The organism is Bacillus timonensis (genome assembly GCF_004799755.1).
Classification (GTDB): Bacteria; Bacillota; Bacilli; order Bacillales; family Bacillaceae_L; genus Ferdinandcohnia; species Ferdinandcohnia timonensis_A.
In genome coordinates, this window is sequence record NZ_SLUB01000011.1 from 33,041 (window position 1) to 51,045 (window position 18,005).

Below are 18,005 nucleotides of genomic sequence, written 5' to 3' on the forward strand. Positions count from 1 at the left end.
ATACGTTCCTTCTTTCATAGTAAAATTCATCTACTACTGATTTAGTTATGAGGCCAACTCTTCCAGTATCCATCTGGATCAATGGATGCAAGACGAATCCATCCGTTTTGAACCTTTTGACGAAAAGCAGAATCATCCTTAAGCAGCCTTTCCACATATTCTTTCGGAGCTTGAATGACTACTAATAAACGTATGGGTCTGTGATAATTCTCATTATCTGATTTCATCACTGACTGCCAAGGAAGACCAGTTAGTAGGTCACTTCCGTTTCCCTGCATAACACCAATTCCAGAAGTGACTGTTTGGGTCGCTTTATTCCCGCTACCATAATAATGGGGAGCAACTGTGGAAGCGTAGTATTGCAAGTTAATCCACTGACTAACAGTTGCTGGACCTGTAATAATACTTGCAAGCAACTCACCATTTTGATCCTTTTTCCAAGAATAGTTATGGAGAAAAACCTCTCCACCCAAATTACACTCCTTTGTAAGCTCACGTTCCCCGATAATAAACGCTGCATTACGTGCAAGTCCCCACTCAGGGCGCACTTCACTCCAATCCTCTGCAAAACGCTTTGCTTCTGCACTTGGATTTTTATACTTTGAGCTGATATTTGGCAGTTGCTGCATTCGCTCAGCATTAGCCTCATAACTAACCCTCGGAAGTACGCTTTTGATTTGTTCGAATGATTCTTTTGCCGAATCTGAAAGTTCAGGAACATACACCCAATGAAGTTCATCAGTTGATGTAATATGTTCACAAGCTGCAAAAACGGTATCATTCGGAATGATAATCCCTCTCGTCGCAAGACTCTTTCTTACACTTGGAAGATTACATAAAGTCGCAAGCACCCTGGCATTAAATTCACCTGACGCTCCTCCACATGCTCCGCAGTCTAGTGCTGATGCGTATGGATTATTCACGCTACGGCTTCCATGACCGCAAATGGCGACTAAAGGAGCAAAACTCTCGGTAAGCCCCATCGTCCTTAAGGACTGTTCAACATAATGTACTTTCTCTTCTTCTGAAAATCCGACTGGCAGCTCTGATTTAGAATCGTGCACATAGTCTAGCAAGAGTTTAGTTGAAGGCTTACGTAGCCACTTTTTACGAGCTTTCCGAATCGCAGAATCCGTACTCCTTGGGATAAAACTCCGAACCACCGTTTGCAAACCAAACCATGGTCCGCTTATCTCAGGTAACACAAGGCTTGAAATCAAGTTGTGCTTCATCGTCTTAAATGTAGATTCAAGGGAATGCCCCGCATGCATACGTTGTTCATATTGGTTTAATTCTAACTTAGGAAGAGTTTCCATTACTTTAAATTTTGGTTTGTTCATAACCGGTAAGGATGGATGACTATGGGTACTGCAAAGTTTCTTCGTTTCAATCGGTAATCCAAAAAATCCAGCAGTGCCAAATGTCTGAAAAGGACCAAGTGCTTCTAGTTTACGACGAAAAGGCTCCGATCGGACATCAATACAAAAAGCGAATTGTGCCATTATCTGATCTTCATGACTTTCGGATTGCTTCGCTTTTGCTGTCACCATGTTCTTTATTTGGTGCTCATAGGTTTTTTCCCATGCTTCCAACCAAAGACGCTGACGATTCATTTGATCAAAGTGAAACCCCAGCGCTAAGCGTGCTTTTAATTCTGGTAAAGGCAAATTGCTCCACTCTTGAACAGATAGATTGCTATAACGAACACATGTTGAAATCAATGATTCTAACCGTGCTCTATTCTCAATCTTTTGCTCTTTTAATGGCAAATATGGTTGGATGAATACCCACTCCATAGAAATTCGGACGGCTAAATAGTCAATTAGTAGTTTCGCATCCTTATCAGATTGCTGAGAACGCCATAGCATCATACCTGCCCAACCAGGCAATGCAAGCAGATGGGCTTCTAGATACTCTTGTATATCTGCATAAGGGATCCCTAGACTATTCAAAACTTCCGCTAATGCAATATCTGCATCATTAGGCAATTCATCTAACTGCTTGCGAATTGCGGTGTTAAGCGCCGGATCCAATGTAACAAGTTTTCGCCACGCTTTATAAAAGCCTTCCTCACGATTTGGCATAGACCAAACACCTTGTGACTCGTCTACATATAATTTACACCACTTAATGATATGGTGGTTAAGTTCGTTAACAACCTTCCCGTCCCCTAATCGTTCCAGGTATTGACTATAAGTAAGGACATCCTGATTTTGCCTAATTTGAAGTTTCAATTGATTTACTTTTTTTACCAATCGATTTAATTCAGTATCCTCTAATTTATAAGAAGAGGCATGGTCTAGGAGAATGGCTTTACAGTATTGTTCAGCCTCCTCTAGTGACATCCCTAAAGACTGTGTATCAAGCCATTTTGCTAGCCCTTGTTTTAAAAAATCAAGGTTAATCTCTCCTCGATTCCATGCCTCCTGAAACACGGTGTCACTTGGATAAATATTTACATTACACACATTTTTAAGACGGTGAGCAACTTGTTCAAATGATTGTTGTTCTAATCCTGCCCAAGGACTGCGAGCCGCAAACGTTTGAATGGGTCCCAGTGGTGAAATTACTTTACTTGCTGCTTCCACTACATCATCCAATTCAAGATGAAAGGCATCGAGTTCTTTTTCCAAGTAAAGATTTTTAGCTAATGTGGTATTCATCATGCATTCTCCCCTTAACATGTAGCTTAGTTAAATATTTCGGATGACTATCAATCGACTCACGCCGAGGTTCGCTCCATTTTACAAGCCAAAGATAGATAAAGGCATATACTTTTGATGAGCGGTGACGAACTGCCCATGTACCTAATACACTTCCAGCCAATAAGAGAAAAAGAAGTAAAATAGCCACAAACATTGGCAGCTCTCCCCCAGTTTGAATCATTTCATCCAACAGATGAACAAGCGCAGAATGGATGAGGACAAACACTATACCTATTACTAGAATTAAAGAAAAGCCAACAACACGCCCGATCCGTCCGTAGCCTGAGCCTACAAGCTGCTTCCAAGCGTAGAACACGGACCATCCAATAATGACAGCACTTAAAAACTGATACGCCCCCCCTTGAGAGGTCAACAAAAAACAAGCTCCAACAAACAAGCCTAATCCGCCTCCGGTAACGCTCCATAAAATTGAAGGTTGTTGATTCGTACGGGAAACGAACCGATTTTGATCAACTGCACTACCTGCCTGCAAGAAAAGAGTAGCTTTAAATAACCCATGTAAGACAGCGTGAATAATGGCTGCCCAATAAGCCCCTAGTGCACACTGTATAAGCATAAAAGCCATCTGGGCGATTGTAGAACCAACGAGCTGTCGTTTGTAATCAACTTGAACTAACATCATCCCCGTTCCAATCAATACGGAAAAACTAGCTAAGATTATCAGCACAATCTGTGCCGGATCGCCATTAAAAAGAGGGGAAAAACGTGATAAAATCATTCCCCCGCCATTCACAATACCTGCATGCATGACAGCAGAAATTGGAGTTGGAGCTACAACTGAATCGATCAACCAACGCTGGAACGGCCATTGTGCAGCCGGAATCACGACAGCAATTATGAGAAGTAAGTTGATACAGAACTTCTCCCATGCATCAAGTTGGTCAATACTGACTTCATCTAAGGCAAGTGACAATTGCCAGTGCCCTGTGATATTAGCAACCCAAACACTTGCAACGACTAAGATTAACCAGCTAATGGCAAATTGCTGAGCCGATCTTCTTGCAGCATTTTTAGCCACTTGCCATTCTTTTCTTAATCCAATGAGAAGCGTCAATCCTAAAAGGGTGACACCCCATAAAATGAGTAATAAACGAAGATCGTCATTACACCATGCGAGTGAGTTAGCAACTGTAGTAAGTGTTAATAATGCAAAATATTTACGATATGAACGATCCCCTAGTAAATAGCGAACGGAAAAACGTTGGACAATCAATCCAACTGTTAGGACAAATGCTGCCAATAGCCATGACAGGGAATCCATGTGCCACGGTCCAATAATCACGCTCCCACTTTCAAATAAAAGGACCGTTATCGCCATTATTGGAGGCAGTGCGATGATGGTAATGTGGGTCCGAACATAATTCAAGGGAACTTTTGGATGTAAAAAAATAAATGCACTTAGCAACGAGAGTGTTAGTAAGATAAAAAATCCCGATTGAACTGTAAAAAGATTTAATGAATGCATCTCGCCTCTCCCCCTTGCGACTTTTTAGAAACAAAAAAACCGACAAATTTCAATGTTCAATGGCACTACGACCATTAAGCGCTGAAACTTGTCGGTTTACTTTAAACGAACCTATTGGTTTTTTTTACAGTCTACCGTCTTTATTACTATTTATGAACCGTTCAACTTGCTCTAATTTGCTATTTTATTAGATTCACTTTTTCATATAATCAATAAAAAAATATTAACTCTATGCTAAAGCCATCTATTTATTTATAGAAATTAAACAAGTACTAATTTGTGTAATATATTTTACTATTTTCAAAACATTTATGTCAAGAGTGGTTTTATACTTTCCTTCTTTTTTAAATTAAGAATTTATCTTTTATAGGAATTACCTTACTTAAGAAAAAATCCATCATTCACCGCGATGTTAACTTTCATTTTCAGCCCTCTGCTTTACACACATATTAAGTAAAGGTATTATAAAATGTAAAGGAGGGATTTTTTATGTCAGAATATAACAAATCAAAGAAGGATATAAGCGGTAAGAAATCGTATTCTACTCTATCATCAAAAAATCAAATTACTGTACCTTCCATAATTAGAGAAAAGTTAAATGCAGAACCGGGCGATCAGGTTGTATTTTATTACAACGAAGAATCTAAGGAAATTACTGTAAGTAGTATAAAAAAAGATTCATTATTATCTTTATATGGAAGTATGCCACCAAAAGGAGATAAAGGTATGAAAGACTGGGATGCTATAAGAAAAATGGCTAAAAATGAATATTTTAATAAAGAAAAAAATATATAGGGGAATAATCAATGGACAATTTACTGTTAGATGCAAATGTAATTATTAGGTTTTTAACTAACGATGACGAAATTCAGTCTCCATTATCATATAAAGTTTTTGAGAGAGCTGTTCACGGCAAGTATACTCTAGTTATATCACCCTTAATTGTGGCTGAATGTACTTGGGTATTGCAGATGAATCGTTACGGATATACAAAAGCTGACATAGCTGATAAGTTTACTCAGTTAATTTTATCCCCTGGTATAAAGTCGATAGATGAGGAAACAATCCTCAAATCCCTCCAAGACTTTAGTAAGCATAATGTTGATTTTATTGATGCCTATTTATCAAACATTTCTATTTTTAATAATAAATACCCAATAGTAACTTGGAATAAAAAGGACTTTAATCGACTAGGTTGTGAATTTTTTATACCGGAAAATATCGTATAAATTGGAAACCACTACATAAACATGCAAGAAATTTGAGCTATTCTTCAATCATTTTTATTATTTTCGCTCGGTTTCTACCCACCACTACATGATCGGGAACAACTTTTGTACGACAGATCTCAAAGTGACTTTCGTAGAACCTGTTGCTTTAGGATGCCATTTAATTTTTCCGAACTTAGTAGCATTGCAGCAACATAAAGAACGACACAAATTGGTAGGATACCAATTGTTGAGTGAGATGCAATAAACCCTAGAAGTGGCGGCATGAAGGTAGTGCCCGTATAAGCAACCGCCATTTGATAACCCATGATTGTCTGAGAATGTTTTTTCCCAAATCGCGCAGGCGTTTCATGCAACATACACGGAAATATTGGGGCTAAACCTAGTCCTATAACAATAAAACCGACAAGCGAGAATATGGTTGGCAATGGTAAAAATAATATAACGGCACCTGCAAAAGCAATGATTTGACCCGCTCGAATCAGGGTACGGTTTGTCATTTTAAAGGTAACAAAGCCTGTGATTAATCTTCCCACTGTGATTCCTACGTAATAAAAAGAAACCCATTTTGCAGCTGTTGCTGGACTTAAATCTTTTACATTTACCAAGAAACTGCTTCCCCAAAGCCCCACTGTTGCTTCAACCCCACAATAGAATAAGAAAGAAGCAAGTGCCAGCTTCACTCCTTTAATTTGCAAAGGTTTTACATCATGATGCACTCCATCATTAGATGCATCTTTCGTAGGTTCCTGATTTTCGTTAAAAGCAATATGGCTGTTATTGTTTACTTTTTTCCATAAAGGCAGTGTAAATAGAAGGAGGAGCACTAACGCAAACTGAATGCTAGAAATGACAAAATACCCATTTCTCCAAAAATTCCCTTCTGCGATAAACTGAGCCATAATGATCGGACCTAATGTAGCTCCAACTCCCCAAAAACAATGTAACCAACTCATATGATGTGCCTTATAATGGATAGCCACATAATCGTTTAAACCTGCATCAACCGCTCCTGCTCCTAACCCAAGTGGGATCGCACATACAACTAACCAACCAACTGAAGGAGCAAAATGGAAGCCTAGCAAAGCACATGCAGTCATTAAGACGCTGACAAAAGTGACTTTTCCAGTCCCGTACCTTTTAAGAACCTTTCCGCTAATCAAACTGGAGATAATGGTACCGCCTGCAATCGTCATAAAAAGGAGCCCAGCTGTCTCAAGTGGGGCACCCAAATCCGGTTGCATAACAGGCCATGCTGCACCTAACAATGAATCTGGCAACCCTAGGCTGATAAAAGCTAAATAAATAATGATTAAAAGGAGTAATGTCATTTTTATACCTCGTCTTTACGAATATGTGATTCATTCATCATATGGTCAATTCCAAGACCTTGTAATCCAGACAAATAATCCTGTTTCCAATCGCTAATTGTCAGCTTCGGAAGATGTTCTGAAGGAATATATGTTGAACTACCCTTTGCTATTTTGTCTAAGATGTCAATTTCGATTTCATCTATACAAAAAATAATGGTATGTGGATTGATGATTGCTACAAAGGATGCTATTAATCTACTAAATGCATCAATCTGGCCATCTTTTATAAGTGACTTCTTAGGTCCATTTTCCATTTTTTGCGCCTGCCCAAAATTTTGATTATCATACTGTGGGACGAATGAAACCTCTCCTGAGAAAAAGGTACTTCCCCGTACCACCTCTCCATTTATCATAATTCCAGCACCAGGACCATTATGACCGCTATACAAATAGACTAGCGACTTGTTTTTCTTATTCCCTATTTTTTGGTAGTAACCAAGCACTGCCGCATTCATATCGTTCTCGACTACAACAGGTATAGAGAAACGATCTTCCAAGTATTCTTTTAGATCAAAGTTTTGAAGATGCTCATAATCTGGTATATAAAAAATCCGACCATTATCAACGGAACCAGGGACACCAATAGCTACTGAACTGATTTTTGGATTCTCCGTCATGATGGTACTAATGGTTGTCGTTAATAAATCCAGCCCCTTGTCGACTAGGACACTGGGAGCTTTTCCTTGTTCCCGCACTTCTCCAACACAATTAAAAATGGTATAAATGGTCTCTGTATTCTCCAAGAAAATAGCAAGTCCAAGCATATGCTCTGGGTTGTATGAATATCTTTTGGCTCTTCTCCCACCACTCGATTCATCGAAACCTACCGAAGTAATTTCGCCATCCTTCTCCATCTGCACTAGAAACTTACTTATTGTTGGAAAACTAATGTCTAACTTATCCCTTAGTTCAACCTTTGTTGCACTTCCTAGTTCTAAAAGAGTTTTACGAATACCAAAGAGAATGGCCTTCTTCATCGTTTTTGGACTGGTATCCATCAAGAATTCCCTCTTCTCATACACTTTTTAAAAATGTTTAATAAGTATACTGCAAGACTTTTTAAACATCTTTAAGAAGTTCTATAATAATGACAATATATCAAACTAAATATGCGGAAGCAACCCAAGGACAAGGATAAAACTCCCTGGGTCTTATCATCTTGCTAATCGTTCATACACGTCCTGTAAAGTATAACAGCCTTCCTTATGAAGTTGGTGAATATAAAGCTGCCATAGCTCAGCAGTCATAATCGCATCACCTAGGGCATGATGTCGATTTCGAATCTCTATTCCTGAAATTGCGCAATAATCATCAAGACTCACAATCGTTTGATCTGGGACAACAATATTGAATACCAATGATGTATCCACTATTCGATGTTTATATGGTTTTTTGAATGCTTTCCAATGGGCGTGATGCAGAAACTTCTTTTCATGACTAGCATGGTGGGCAACAAGGGTATCACTTTGAACAAATTGATAAAATCGGATAAGGACTTCAGACAAGACTGGTGCTCCTTTTAAATCTGCTTCTTCTAATCCTGTTAATTTCTTAATATCCGGTGAAAGGCCTCCGTTATTGTGAACAAGTGAATAAAATATTTTACTATCATTCATTTGACCGTTTTCTATTTTTACTGCACCGATGGAAAGAATTTGGTCGCCTTGTTCAGGGAAAAAGCCTGTTGTTTCAAAGTCAAATACAACAACATTTAATTCATGTAAGGGAATATATAAGCTTTTTTCTATCTCTAATTCTCTTTCTAAACTTCTTAAAAAAGCGAGATGCTTTGGATCGGTTTTGCCAATCAATGGTGTATAAATATTGGAGGAAAGCTTACCATGAAACTGTTTAATTAATTGTAACAAAGGGTTATTTTTCATTGTTCATTTCCCCTTGTACCATCAACTCTGTCACCCTTTGAAGTTTTTCAACATCTCTCAATATCTGCTTCATCTCAAGCTTTTCTACCCTCTTTAGCCTTTTGATATTGAGATAATGTCCACCTTCATAACTTGTTGTATCTCCATGTAACAACCGGTATTGCATGAGTTTTTTAAAGTTAGAATGATGTGTATTGATTATCTTTGTGTACTTATCACACATACAAAGAGCTTCCATACGAGCTAACGTTGATGTTGTTTCAATTTTTTCGATTATTGATAGCAAACGAATACCATTCACATAAGGAAAAATAGCGGTCGTTTTCAAATCCATTTGGCCGGTATATGGACCAGACACGACAGTCAAAAATTGATTAAACAAACCAATGCCTTTTACTGTGTGTTTTGTGTTCTCTAATAATCTCACCAAAACAGCGGGTTGCTTGTCAATTGTTTGATGGATGATTTTCTTTAATGACCGTACCTTCTTCTCGTCTCCTACAACCACTCTTGCATCAAAGAAAATTAATAAGTATCTTAACGATTCCCAGGTATTATCTTTGATCCACTTTTTGATTTGAATTTCCCAGTTTCTCTTCGATTGGCACCATAATGGATTAGAGCTCATCACATTTCCTTCGCATTGAGGATAGCCAATATAATCCAGGGCAGACACAAGACTTTTTCCAAAAATAGAAAAATACGAAGCTGCAGACACACTTTCCTCCTCATAGAGGATGCCATGGTCCTGATCACTAATCACAGCCTGTTCACATCTTCCTGCACTTCCCATCACAAACCAGGAAAATTCACAGGGTGGGGGTCCGTAATTTTTCATCATTTCCTCTGATGTGATTTCAAAAACCGTTTTTAAAACAAACTCATGAAAAACTTGCAACTGTTCTGTACTTATTTGATGTGTTATCACATTGACATCATGCCAATTTTTTATCGATTGATATGGCTCAAGGAACCCATCCATGTCCTTACACATCCTTTACCGCTTCCCAAAATGTTGATACAACATAATCTCAAAAAATCAGGTGGGAGATGAACCCCCACCTATTTGAAAATCGGTTACTCCTTTATTGGCTGAGAGGATAAAACATTGGGTATTACGACTGTTTTTTTCATCTCCATATTGGGAAATGCTTCAGGATAGCCATAACTACCATGTTCACTCAAGTCTAGTCCAATTACCTCTTGTTCTTCTGTTACCCTGAGCCCATTCAAACCTTTTTTCATGACCAGTATGAGGACATAAGATACACCAAATGCATAGGCTGCTGAAACAGCAATTCCCATCGCTTGAACGCCTAACTGCTCAAAACCTCCACCATAAAATAATCCCGCTTGACCTACAGTTGCCAATTCTGGTGTGGCAAAGAAACCTGTTGATAAAGTACCCCATACACCCGCGATTCCATGAACAGATAAGGCAAAAATCGGATCATCAATCTTTCGTTTTTCAAAAAATCTAGCACTATAGAAAACCATAATTCCCGCTACAAATCCAATGACTACCGACGCCCATGTTTCTACGAATGCACAAGATGCTGTAATAGCGACAAGTCCTGCTAAAGTTCCATTCAACATGGTTGGGATATCAGACTTACCTAAGACAACCCATGAGATAAGTAAAGCACTGATTGCTCCGGCTGCAGCAGCTAGTGCTGTATTTAAAGCGACAAAGGCAAAGAAACCATCCTCTACTCCTAACGTACTGCCTGCATTGAATCCAAACCAACCAATAAATAAAATGAGAACACCTAAAGCTGTAAAAACCTGATTATGTCCGCTTATATTATTGGCTGTTCCATCAGAGTTGTATTTTCCAATTCTCGGCTTTAATAGAATGGTAGCTGCTAAAGCTGCCATTGCTCCCGTTAAATGGACAACTGTAGATCCAGCGAAGTCTTGTTTTCCGTGCTGTGCTAGCCAACCGCCGCCCCAAATCCAATGAGCGATTACTGGGTATACAAGTGCTGAAAAAAGAATTGCAAATACAAGATATACAGAAAGCTTTGCTCTTTCCGCAAAACCACCAAAGGCAATGGCTAAAGAGATTCCTGCAAACGCAAGCTGGAATACAAAGAAAGCTGTGGTTGAATAGGGGCTTCCTTCTACCTCACTACCCGAATAGAAGAAGTCTGACATGCCAACAAGAAAGTTTGCATTTCCCCCAAATATAAATCCGTATCCGACTGCCCAAAAGACAAGTGATGCAATTCCAAACGAAAAAATAGTTTTTCCCGCAATATGACCCGCATTTTTCATTCGAGTTGATCCTGTTTCTAGTAATATGAATCCACCTTGCATGAATATCACTAAAATTGCTCCTAGCATAATCCATACACTGTTCAAATAAAACAAATGATCCATTTTTTGTTCCTCCCTTTTTTCTTTTCTATATGTAACAGGGGACAAGCCCCTGGAACACGTTTAGTTGTCTACAATGTTAATATGATATTGTTCAAGCCAGGTGTTAATCTGAGAGAGATGAGCGATAAGTTGAGGACCTGTCATAAGCTGACCAAACCAAGGAACTTTGAAAGAAAAACCATCTGATTCGATGATATCTTTAACTTTTTGTTTTGAGATGATTTCTAATATGGGTGAAGTGGGATCGTCAATGATGTTTTGTAACTTAGTCTTTACTAGTTTCATATAAACGGGATGATGGGTTTTCGGATAAGGGCTCTTTTTGCGATATAGAACATCATGTGGAAGAATGCCCTCTAATGCCTTTCGTAAAATTCCTTTCTCGCGGCCATTCAGCATTTTCATCTCCCAAGGGATGTTCCATGCATATTCAACAAGGCGGTGGTCGGCAAATGGAACGCGTACTTCTAAGCTGGCGCCCATACTCATCCGGTCTTTTCGTTCCAATAATGTTGGCATAAACCAATTCATATTTAGATAGAACATTTCCCGTCGGCGTGCTTCAACTGGAGCTTCCCCTTCTAATTGAGGGACTTCAGCAATTGTTTCGTTATATCGCTCCCTTACATATTCTTTTAAATCGAGTTTCTCTTGCCATTGTGGGAGCAAGAGCTGCTGCCTTTCCTCCTGTGATCTCATCCAAGGAAATCCGTTTGCATGTAAAATATCGTCTCGATAGAACCATGGATAGCCACCAAAAATTTCATCCGCACATTCTCCTGATAAAGCAACGGTGTAATCCTGCTTTATGTGTTCACAAAACCATAATAGTGATGAATCAATATCAGCCATTCCAGGTAAATCTCGCATCAATACGGCCTTATCCAAGTAATCTACTAATTTCTCATGATCAATAACAGCTTCATGATGTTTTGTTTTTAAATATTGCTCCATTTTCGTAATCCAAGGTGCATCCTCATCTGGCTGAAAAGAACTGGCTTTAAAATAATGATTATTTTGTTCATAATCAATTGAATACGTGTGTAGTTGCCCCCGCCCTTCCTTTATAAAATAGTCAGCAGCAATTGCACTAATCGCACTCGAATCAACTCCACCTGATAAAAAGGTACAAACAGGTACATCAGCAACTAACTGGCGTTTGATAGCGTCCTTTACAAGAAACGAAACTTGTTCTACGGTTTCAGCAAGGGATTGGGAATGTTCCCTGCTTTCTACATTCCAATAACGCCATTGTTTAAGACCATTGTTATTAAATATCAAGGCATGTGCTGGGCGAAGTTCATGAATACCTCGAAATACACCATGACCAGGAGTTCGAGATGGACCCAGGCCGAATATTTCCTTAAGTCCTTCTCGATCCACCTCAGCCTTTACCTTTGGGTGTGCCAGTATAGCCTTAATCTCTGACCCAAATAGTAGAGATCCATTTTCTTGATGGTAAAAAAGAGGTTTCACACCTAGTCGATCTCTTGCGATAAATAGCTGTTCTTTGCCTTGATCCCAAATAGCAAAGGCAAAAATGCCGTTTAAATGCTCGACACACGTTTCTTCCCATTCGATATATGCTGTGAGAAGTACTTCCGTATCGGAGTATGATTGAAAAGAGTACCCTCTTTTCAATAACTCCTTCCGAATATCTTCGGTATTATAAAGCTCTCCATTATAGATCATCCTAAAAGTACGCCCGTTTTTTTCCTTTACCATTGGCTGAGTACCACCAATCGGATCGACAACGGTAAGACGTGAATGTCCAAGTGACACTTGCTGTGAACTCCAGACATTTAAAGCATCTGGACCTCGCTTAGATAAGGTGTCTGTCATTTTTTCAATGACAGATACATGTTGTGTTAAATCACGATGCCAATCTACCCATCCTGCTATTCCGCACACGTAACATCACTCTTCCTTTTATGATTTTTCCTAGATGCGCTTCTTTTAATACTGAGTCATATATTGCTCGCGCTCCCAAGAGTGGACTTGGGTACGGAACATATCCCATTCGATTTCTTTAGCTTCTACAAAATGCTCAAACAGATGGCTGCCTAGAGCATTCGTAACCACTTCGTTTGTCTTTAGTAAATCAAGCGCCTGTGCCAATGTGGCTGGCAAATCAGTAATGCCATATTCCTCACGTTGCTCTTTCGACATCACATAAATGTTTCGGTCTACTGGTTCAGGAGCTATTACATTATTTTTGACTCCATCTAATCCTGCAGCTAATAAAACGGCCATCGCTAAATATGGATTTGCGGAAGGATCAACACTACGAACCTCAACACGAGTGCTTAGGCCACGTGAAGCCGGAATACGGATTAGCGGACTTCTATTTCTTGCCGACCATGCAACATAACAAGGAGCTTCATATCCTGGAACTAACCTTTTATAAGAATTGACCGTTGGGTTTGTAATGGCTGTGAAACTTGGTGCATGCTTTAATATTCCTGCCAAGAAACTTCTTGCGGTATCACTCATTTCCAATTGTCCATTTGGATCATAAAAAGCATTCTCTCTTCCTTTGAATAAGCTTAGATTACAGTGCATCCCTGATCCATTAATACCGAATAATGGTTTTGGCATAAAAGTTGCTAACAAACCATGCTTACGGGCAATGGTTTTTACAACTAGCTTAAAGGTTTGAATATCATCGCAAGCTTTTAGAGCGGTTTGATATTTAAAATCAATTTCATGTTGACCCGGTGCTACCTCATGATGGGATGCCTCAATTTCAAAGCCCATTTCTTCTAGTTCCAACACAATATCGCGTCTGCAGTTTTCCCCTAGATCTGTTGGTGCAAGGTCGAAATAGCCGCCATGATCATTTAATTCAAGGGTTGGTTCTCCTTTCTCATCAAGCTTGAATAAGAAAAACTCAGGTTCTGGTCCAACATTGAAATCGGTAAACCCTAGTTCCTCCATTTCCTTTAAAATCCTTTTCAAATTACTACGAGGATCTCCTTCAAAAGGAGTGCCATCTGGATGAAAAATATCACAGATGAATCGTGCTACTTTCCCTTTTTCGGCAGTCCAAGGGAAAATAACAAATGTATCTAAGTCGGGGTATAAATACATATCTGATTCTTCAATTCGCACGAAGCCTTCAATCGATGAACCATCAAACATCATTTTATTGTCCAATGCTTTTTCTAACTGGCTTACTGGGATTTCAACATTCTTAATCGTTCCAAATAAGTCCGTAAATTGTAAGCGAATGAACCGTACATTATTTTCTTTTACCAATTCCATTACTTTCTCTCTGTTCATCTCTCAACACTCCTCATTTTTCTTTTTATACGTAAGCAGAAGTTATATTTCTAGTTCTCCATGACATATATAAGCAGCTTCTCCTCTTTTCCAAACATGGCCTTGTTCATCCCACCTTATTGTCAGATCTCCTCCAGGTAGATGAACCGTTATTGGCTCAAACTTAGCAATCAATTGATTCAATGTAGCAGCAACTACAGCAGCACAAGCACCTGTGCCACAAGCCATTGTGATTCCTGAACCTCTTTCCCACACTCGGTACTCAATCTCCCCAGAACCGATAATTTGGACGATTCCTACGTTAACTCGATCCGGGAAGAGCTCAGCATGTTCTATGACAGGACCTATTCTTTCTAACGGGACTTCCTTCACATCATCAACAAAGATGATCGCATGAGGATTGCCCATTGACACACTGGTTACATGATACTTCTCATCACCAAAGGTATGAAGTTCGTTAATTGCTGTCATGTTTGGGTCACCTGCCATGGGGATCATTCCTTTTAATAACTTTGGTTCCCCCATATCCACGTTTACATATTGAACAGATTGTTTATGATCCTGTACCACCTCTACCTCAACGCTAACAACACCACCCAAGGTTTCAATTGTAAATCGAGGTCTTGTTGCATACATGTGATCAAATAAATACTTAGCAACACAGCGTAACCCATTCCCGCAATTTTTAGCCTCAGAGCCATCTTCATTAAAGATTCTCATTTTAAAATCAGCAATCTCTGAAGGACAAATGAGAATGATACCATCGGAACCAATGCCAAAGTTTACATCAGAAACCTTTCTTGAAAGCTCAGGATATTTATGTTCTTCGAGAACATTATTCGGATCATCCAATTGATTAAATAGACAATAGTTATTGCCCAACCCATGCATTTTCGTAAAATTCATCTGTTTCTTCCCCCTTAAAAGATGAATTTAGAACTACTAAGCCTCGCTCTTATCTCCTCAAATATTCGCTGTTCTGCATCTATATCATCTGCTTGAAAGGTAACTGAAAACCGCACATAGTGACCGGCATCATCCCATGGAACAGACGAAATTAAATGCTCATTTATTAAATATTGACTAAACTCTTCTGCAGATTGAAACTCCGGACCGTTTTCTACTGCTCTAGGAATCTTCGTATATAAGAAAAAGGAGCCTTTTGGTTTGTTTGCATGAAATCCACACTCTCGTAAAATCGCAGATAAATGAGTATGGCGCCGTGAATATTTTGCAGACGTTTGTTCCGTGATTTCAGGTTGTGACAACGCATAGGCTGCAGCTTTTTGAATAGGAATAAATTGGCCTGAATCGTAATTGTCCTTTACTGCGGCAAATGCAGAAACAAGTTTGGCGTTACCTGCAATAAAACCAATGCGCCACCCTGTCATATTGAAGGATTTCGATAAAGAATGTAGCTCGATACCAACCTCCTTCGCCCCTGGTACAGATAAGAAGCTAAGCGGTTTTTCACCATCAAATACTAATGCGGCATAAGCAGCATCATGGATCACGATCAACTCATGTTTTTTAGCAAATTGTACAACTTCTTTAAAAAATATCCGATTTGCTACAGCTCCTGTTGGGTTGTTTGGGTAGTTTAAATAAAGTAATTTAGCCTTTTTCAACACACGATCAGGCAATGAATCTAGTTTTGGAAAAAATGAGTTCTCTTCCAAAAGTGGCAGATGTACCACTTCCCCACCTAAATACTCGGTATGAGTACCTAAAATCGGATAATTAGGTGAAGGCATGATTGTTATATCTCCAGGATTGATAAATGCTGTTGGAAGCATAGCCAATGCTGATTTTGAGCCAATCGCATGATTGATTTCCGTTCCAGGATCAAGACCCTCTACCCCAAAAACTTCTTTCATATAAGCTGCTGCAGCTTGCTTAAATTCTTGAATTCCATTATCAGCATAAAAGCGATTTTCTACCTTTTTTGCTTCTTCCTCTAATTTTCTAACCACCCTATCATCTGCCATGGCATCAGGTTCACCGACACCAAGATCGATTAAGACTTTCCCGGGATTTCTTTGCAATGCTGCACGCTTTGCCCTTTTTATTTTTTCAAATTTATAGATTTCATTTGTTAAGCCAAATTGGGATCCACCTATTCGGTCAGCAAATAGATCCTGAATATAATCAATTTCCAACATATTGTTTCCTCCGTATTCTTACGCCATCTTTCTCATGATGAAATCATGGCACTCCATAGCCGCTTCTTTTCCTTCCTGAATCGCCCAAACAATTAGACTTGCTCCCGTTCGAGCATCGCCAGCTGCAAAAACACCTTTTTCATTGGTCTGATATTTGCCATTGGTTACTGCAATATTTTTGCGTCGATCGACCGTAATATTGGTATCGTGGAATATCTCTGCTTCCGGTCCTTCAAAGCCAATTGCTAATAAAACCAATTGGGCTGGCCAATTTTTTTCTGTTCCTGGAATCACTTCTCTTATTTTTTGACCTTTTTCACTTATGATTGTGTTAACTTCCGCGCTCTTTACACCTGCTACATTTCCATTGCCATCACTACTAAACTCAAGTGTTGTCGTAGCAAACGCTCTTGGGTCATCTCCGAAAACACTAACTGCCTCTTCCTGACCTGTATCCACCTTATGAATAATGGGATATTGTGGCCAAGGGTTATCAATTGCGCGGGTAGTCGGACGAATTGGATAAATGTCAAACTGCACAAGACTCTTACAGTTCTGCCTTATAGCCGTAGAAACACAGTCTGTTGCTGTATCTCCACCCCCAATGACGATGACGTCTTTCCCTTCTGCTGTGATAAAATTCCCATCAGCAAATTGAGAATCGAGGAGGCTTTTCGTATTCAAATGTAAATAATCCATCGCAAAGTGGATGCCTCCAAGCTCCCTACCCGGAGCACTTAAGTCCCGAGGTCTTGTCGAACCGATACAAAGGACTACGGCATCATTTTCGGTTCGTAATTGGTCTAAAGATAGTTGTTTTCCGACTTCCATATTAGGAACAAATTGAATGCCTTCTTCTTGCATCAATTTGACTCTTCGATCAACAACATGCTGCTCGATTTTCATCTTAGGGATTCCATATGTTAACAATCCGCCGATCCGATCTGCGCGTTCATAAACCGTTACCGTATGTCCATGTTGATTTAAAATAGATGCGCATGAGAGTCCAGCAGGTCCTGAGCCGATAATGGCTATTTTTTTACCTGTCCGTTGTGTAGGAATTTGAGGCTTAACCCACCCTTCTTCAAATGCTTTATCGATAATGGCACGCTCAATGTTTTTGATAGTAACTGAATCATTGGCGAGTGAAGCGACACACCCACCCTCACAAGGAGCAGGACAAGCACGTCCAGTAAACTCCGGGAAAGGATTCGTCCTGCTCAAGCGCTCATACGCTTCCTTCCATCTCCCTTTATAAACAAGATCATTCCATTCTGGAATTAAGTTATAAATTGGACATCCGGTTGTCATACCCGCTAACTGACTGCCATTTTGACAAAAGGGAACAGCGCAATCCATACAACGAGAAGCCTGACTGCGTAGCACCATTTCAGAGGGGAGTTGAGCAATTTCTTTCCAATCTTTCACCCTTTCTAACGGGTCGCGATAGAGTACTGAACTCCGTTGATGATCGATAAATCCCGTTATGTTTCCCATCTATCT

14 protein-coding genes are annotated in these 18,005 nt (G+C 39.5%); 2 read left to right on the forward strand and 12 right to left on the reverse strand.

What is annotated here, in order from left to right:
* Positions 1-41 precede the first annotated feature (41 nt).
* Both E1I69_RS08490 and E1I69_RS08495 read right to left on the reverse strand, forming a co-directional pair.
* Positions 42-2,663: a DUF2309 domain-containing protein gene (locus tag E1I69_RS08490; RefSeq protein ID WP_136379180.1), complete on the reverse strand. Its 2,622-nt coding sequence runs from the start codon at positions 2,661-2,663 to the stop codon at positions 42-44.
* The gene (locus tag E1I69_RS08495) at positions 2,644-4,191 is read right to left on the reverse strand and encodes an NADH dehydrogenase subunit 5 (RefSeq protein WP_136379181.1); all 1,548 of its coding nucleotides are present in this window, start codon (positions 4,189-4,191) and stop codon (positions 2,644-2,646) included. Before E1I69_RS08495 ends, E1I69_RS08490 begins: the two co-directional genes overlap by 20 nt.
* A gap of 489 nt (positions 4,192-4,680) precedes the next feature.
* Between E1I69_RS08495 and E1I69_RS08500 the strand changes: the two genes are divergently transcribed.
* Together E1I69_RS08500 and E1I69_RS08505 are read left to right on the forward strand one after the other, a co-directional pair.
* Entirely contained in the window at positions 4,681-4,986 is a 306-nt protein-coding gene (locus tag E1I69_RS08500; protein ID WP_136379182.1) for an AbrB/MazE/SpoVT family DNA-binding domain-containing protein, read from the forward strand.
* Positions 4,987-4,997: 11 nt separating this feature from the next.
* Positions 4,998-5,420 (forward strand): PIN domain-containing protein, encoded by a 423-nt coding sequence (locus tag E1I69_RS08505; protein WP_136379183.1) that lies wholly within the window; start codon positions 4,998-5,000, stop codon positions 5,418-5,420.
* Positions 5,421-5,539: 119 nt separating this feature from the next.
* On the opposite strand, the gene E1I69_RS08510 is transcribed toward E1I69_RS08505, so the two are convergent.
* The 10 genes from E1I69_RS08510 to E1I69_RS08555 form a co-directional block, all read right to left on the reverse strand.
* Positions 5,540-6,751, reverse strand: a complete 1,212-nt coding sequence (locus E1I69_RS08510) for an MFS transporter (RefSeq protein ID WP_136379184.1) — start codon at positions 6,749-6,751, stop codon at positions 5,540-5,542.
* A 2-nt stretch (positions 6,752-6,753) separates the two neighbouring features.
* Positions 6,754-7,791, reverse strand: coding sequence for an ROK family transcriptional regulator (locus E1I69_RS08515; protein WP_136379185.1), 1,038 nt, complete (start codon positions 7,789-7,791; stop codon positions 6,754-6,756).
* A 156-nt stretch (positions 7,792-7,947) separates the two neighbouring features.
* Positions 7,948-8,676, reverse strand: a complete 729-nt coding sequence (locus tag E1I69_RS08520) for an exonuclease domain-containing protein (RefSeq protein ID WP_136379186.1) — start codon at positions 8,674-8,676, stop codon at positions 7,948-7,950.
* A complete protein-coding gene (locus E1I69_RS08525; RefSeq protein WP_136379187.1) occupies positions 8,666-9,658 on the reverse strand; it encodes a DUF294 nucleotidyltransferase-like domain-containing protein in 993 nt (330 codons plus the stop codon). Before E1I69_RS08525 ends, E1I69_RS08520 begins: the two co-directional genes overlap by 11 nt.
* 95 nt (positions 9,659-9,753) lie before the next feature.
* A complete protein-coding gene (locus E1I69_RS08530; RefSeq protein ID WP_136379188.1) occupies positions 9,754-11,058 on the reverse strand; it encodes an ammonium transporter in 1,305 nt (434 codons plus the stop codon).
* Between the two features lie 60 nt (positions 11,059-11,118).
* A complete protein-coding gene (gene asnB, locus E1I69_RS08535; protein ID WP_136379189.1) occupies positions 11,119-12,969 on the reverse strand; it encodes an asparagine synthase (glutamine-hydrolyzing) in 1,851 nt (616 codons plus the stop codon).
* A gap of 45 nt (positions 12,970-13,014) precedes the next feature.
* Positions 13,015-14,340, reverse strand: coding sequence for a type I glutamate--ammonia ligase (gene glnA / locus E1I69_RS08540; protein ID WP_136379190.1), 1,326 nt, complete (start codon positions 14,338-14,340; stop codon positions 13,015-13,017).
* Positions 14,341-14,382: 42 nt separating this feature from the next.
* The gene (gene dapF, locus E1I69_RS08545; RefSeq protein WP_136379191.1) at positions 14,383-15,246 is read right to left on the reverse strand and encodes a diaminopimelate epimerase; all 864 of its coding nucleotides are present in this window, start codon (positions 15,244-15,246) and stop codon (positions 14,383-14,385) included.
* Between the two features lie 14 nt (positions 15,247-15,260).
* Positions 15,261-16,502: an LL-diaminopimelate aminotransferase gene (locus E1I69_RS08550; protein ID WP_136379192.1), complete on the reverse strand. Its 1,242-nt coding sequence runs from the start codon at positions 16,500-16,502 to the stop codon at positions 15,261-15,263.
* 18 nt (positions 16,503-16,520) lie between these two features.
* Complete coding sequence (locus E1I69_RS08555; RefSeq protein ID WP_136379193.1) at positions 16,521-17,999, reverse strand: glutamate synthase subunit beta; 1,479 nt, start codon at positions 17,997-17,999, stop codon at positions 16,521-16,523.
* Between the last annotated feature and the right edge of the window lie 6 nt (positions 18,000-18,005).

Excerpts from the sequence above, each read along its gene's own strand:
- E1I69_RS08490 (WP_136379180.1), bottom strand. The coding sequence starts at position 2,663 with ATGAATACCACATTAGCTAAAAATCTTTACTTGGAAAAAGAACTCGAT.
- E1I69_RS08495 (WP_136379181.1), bottom strand. The coding sequence starts at position 4,191 with ATGCATTCATTAAATCTTTTTACAGTTCAATCGGGATTTTTTATCTTA.
- E1I69_RS08500 (WP_136379182.1), top strand. The coding sequence starts at position 4,681 with ATGTCAGAATATAACAAATCAAAGAAGGATATAAGCGGTAAGAAATCG.
- E1I69_RS08505 (WP_136379183.1), top strand. The coding sequence starts at position 4,998 with ATGGACAATTTACTGTTAGATGCAAATGTAATTATTAGGTTTTTAACT.
- E1I69_RS08510 (WP_136379184.1), bottom strand. The coding sequence starts at position 6,751 with ATGACATTACTCCTTTTAATCATTATTTATTTAGCTTTTATCAGCCTA.
- E1I69_RS08515 (WP_136379185.1), bottom strand. The coding sequence starts at position 7,791 with ATGGATACCAGTCCAAAAACGATGAAGAAGGCCATTCTCTTTGGTATT.
- E1I69_RS08520 (WP_136379186.1), bottom strand. The coding sequence starts at position 8,676 with ATGAAAAATAACCCTTTGTTACAATTAATTAAACAGTTTCATGGTAAG.
- E1I69_RS08525 (WP_136379187.1), bottom strand. The coding sequence starts at position 9,658 with ATGGATGGGTTCCTTGAGCCATATCAATCGATAAAAAATTGGCATGAT.
- E1I69_RS08530 (WP_136379188.1), bottom strand. The coding sequence starts at position 11,058 with ATGGATCATTTGTTTTATTTGAACAGTGTATGGATTATGCTAGGAGCA.
- glnA (WP_136379190.1), bottom strand. The coding sequence starts at position 14,340 with ATGAACAGAGAGAAAGTAATGGAATTGGTAAAAGAAAATAATGTACGG.
- dapF (WP_136379191.1), bottom strand. The coding sequence starts at position 15,246 with ATGAATTTTACGAAAATGCATGGGTTGGGCAATAACTATTGTCTATTT.
- E1I69_RS08550 (WP_136379192.1), bottom strand. The coding sequence starts at position 16,502 with ATGTTGGAAATTGATTATATTCAGGATCTATTTGCTGACCGAATAGGT.
- E1I69_RS08555 (WP_136379193.1), bottom strand. The coding sequence starts at position 17,999 with ATGGGAAACATAACGGGATTTATCGATCATCAACGGAGTTCAGTACTC.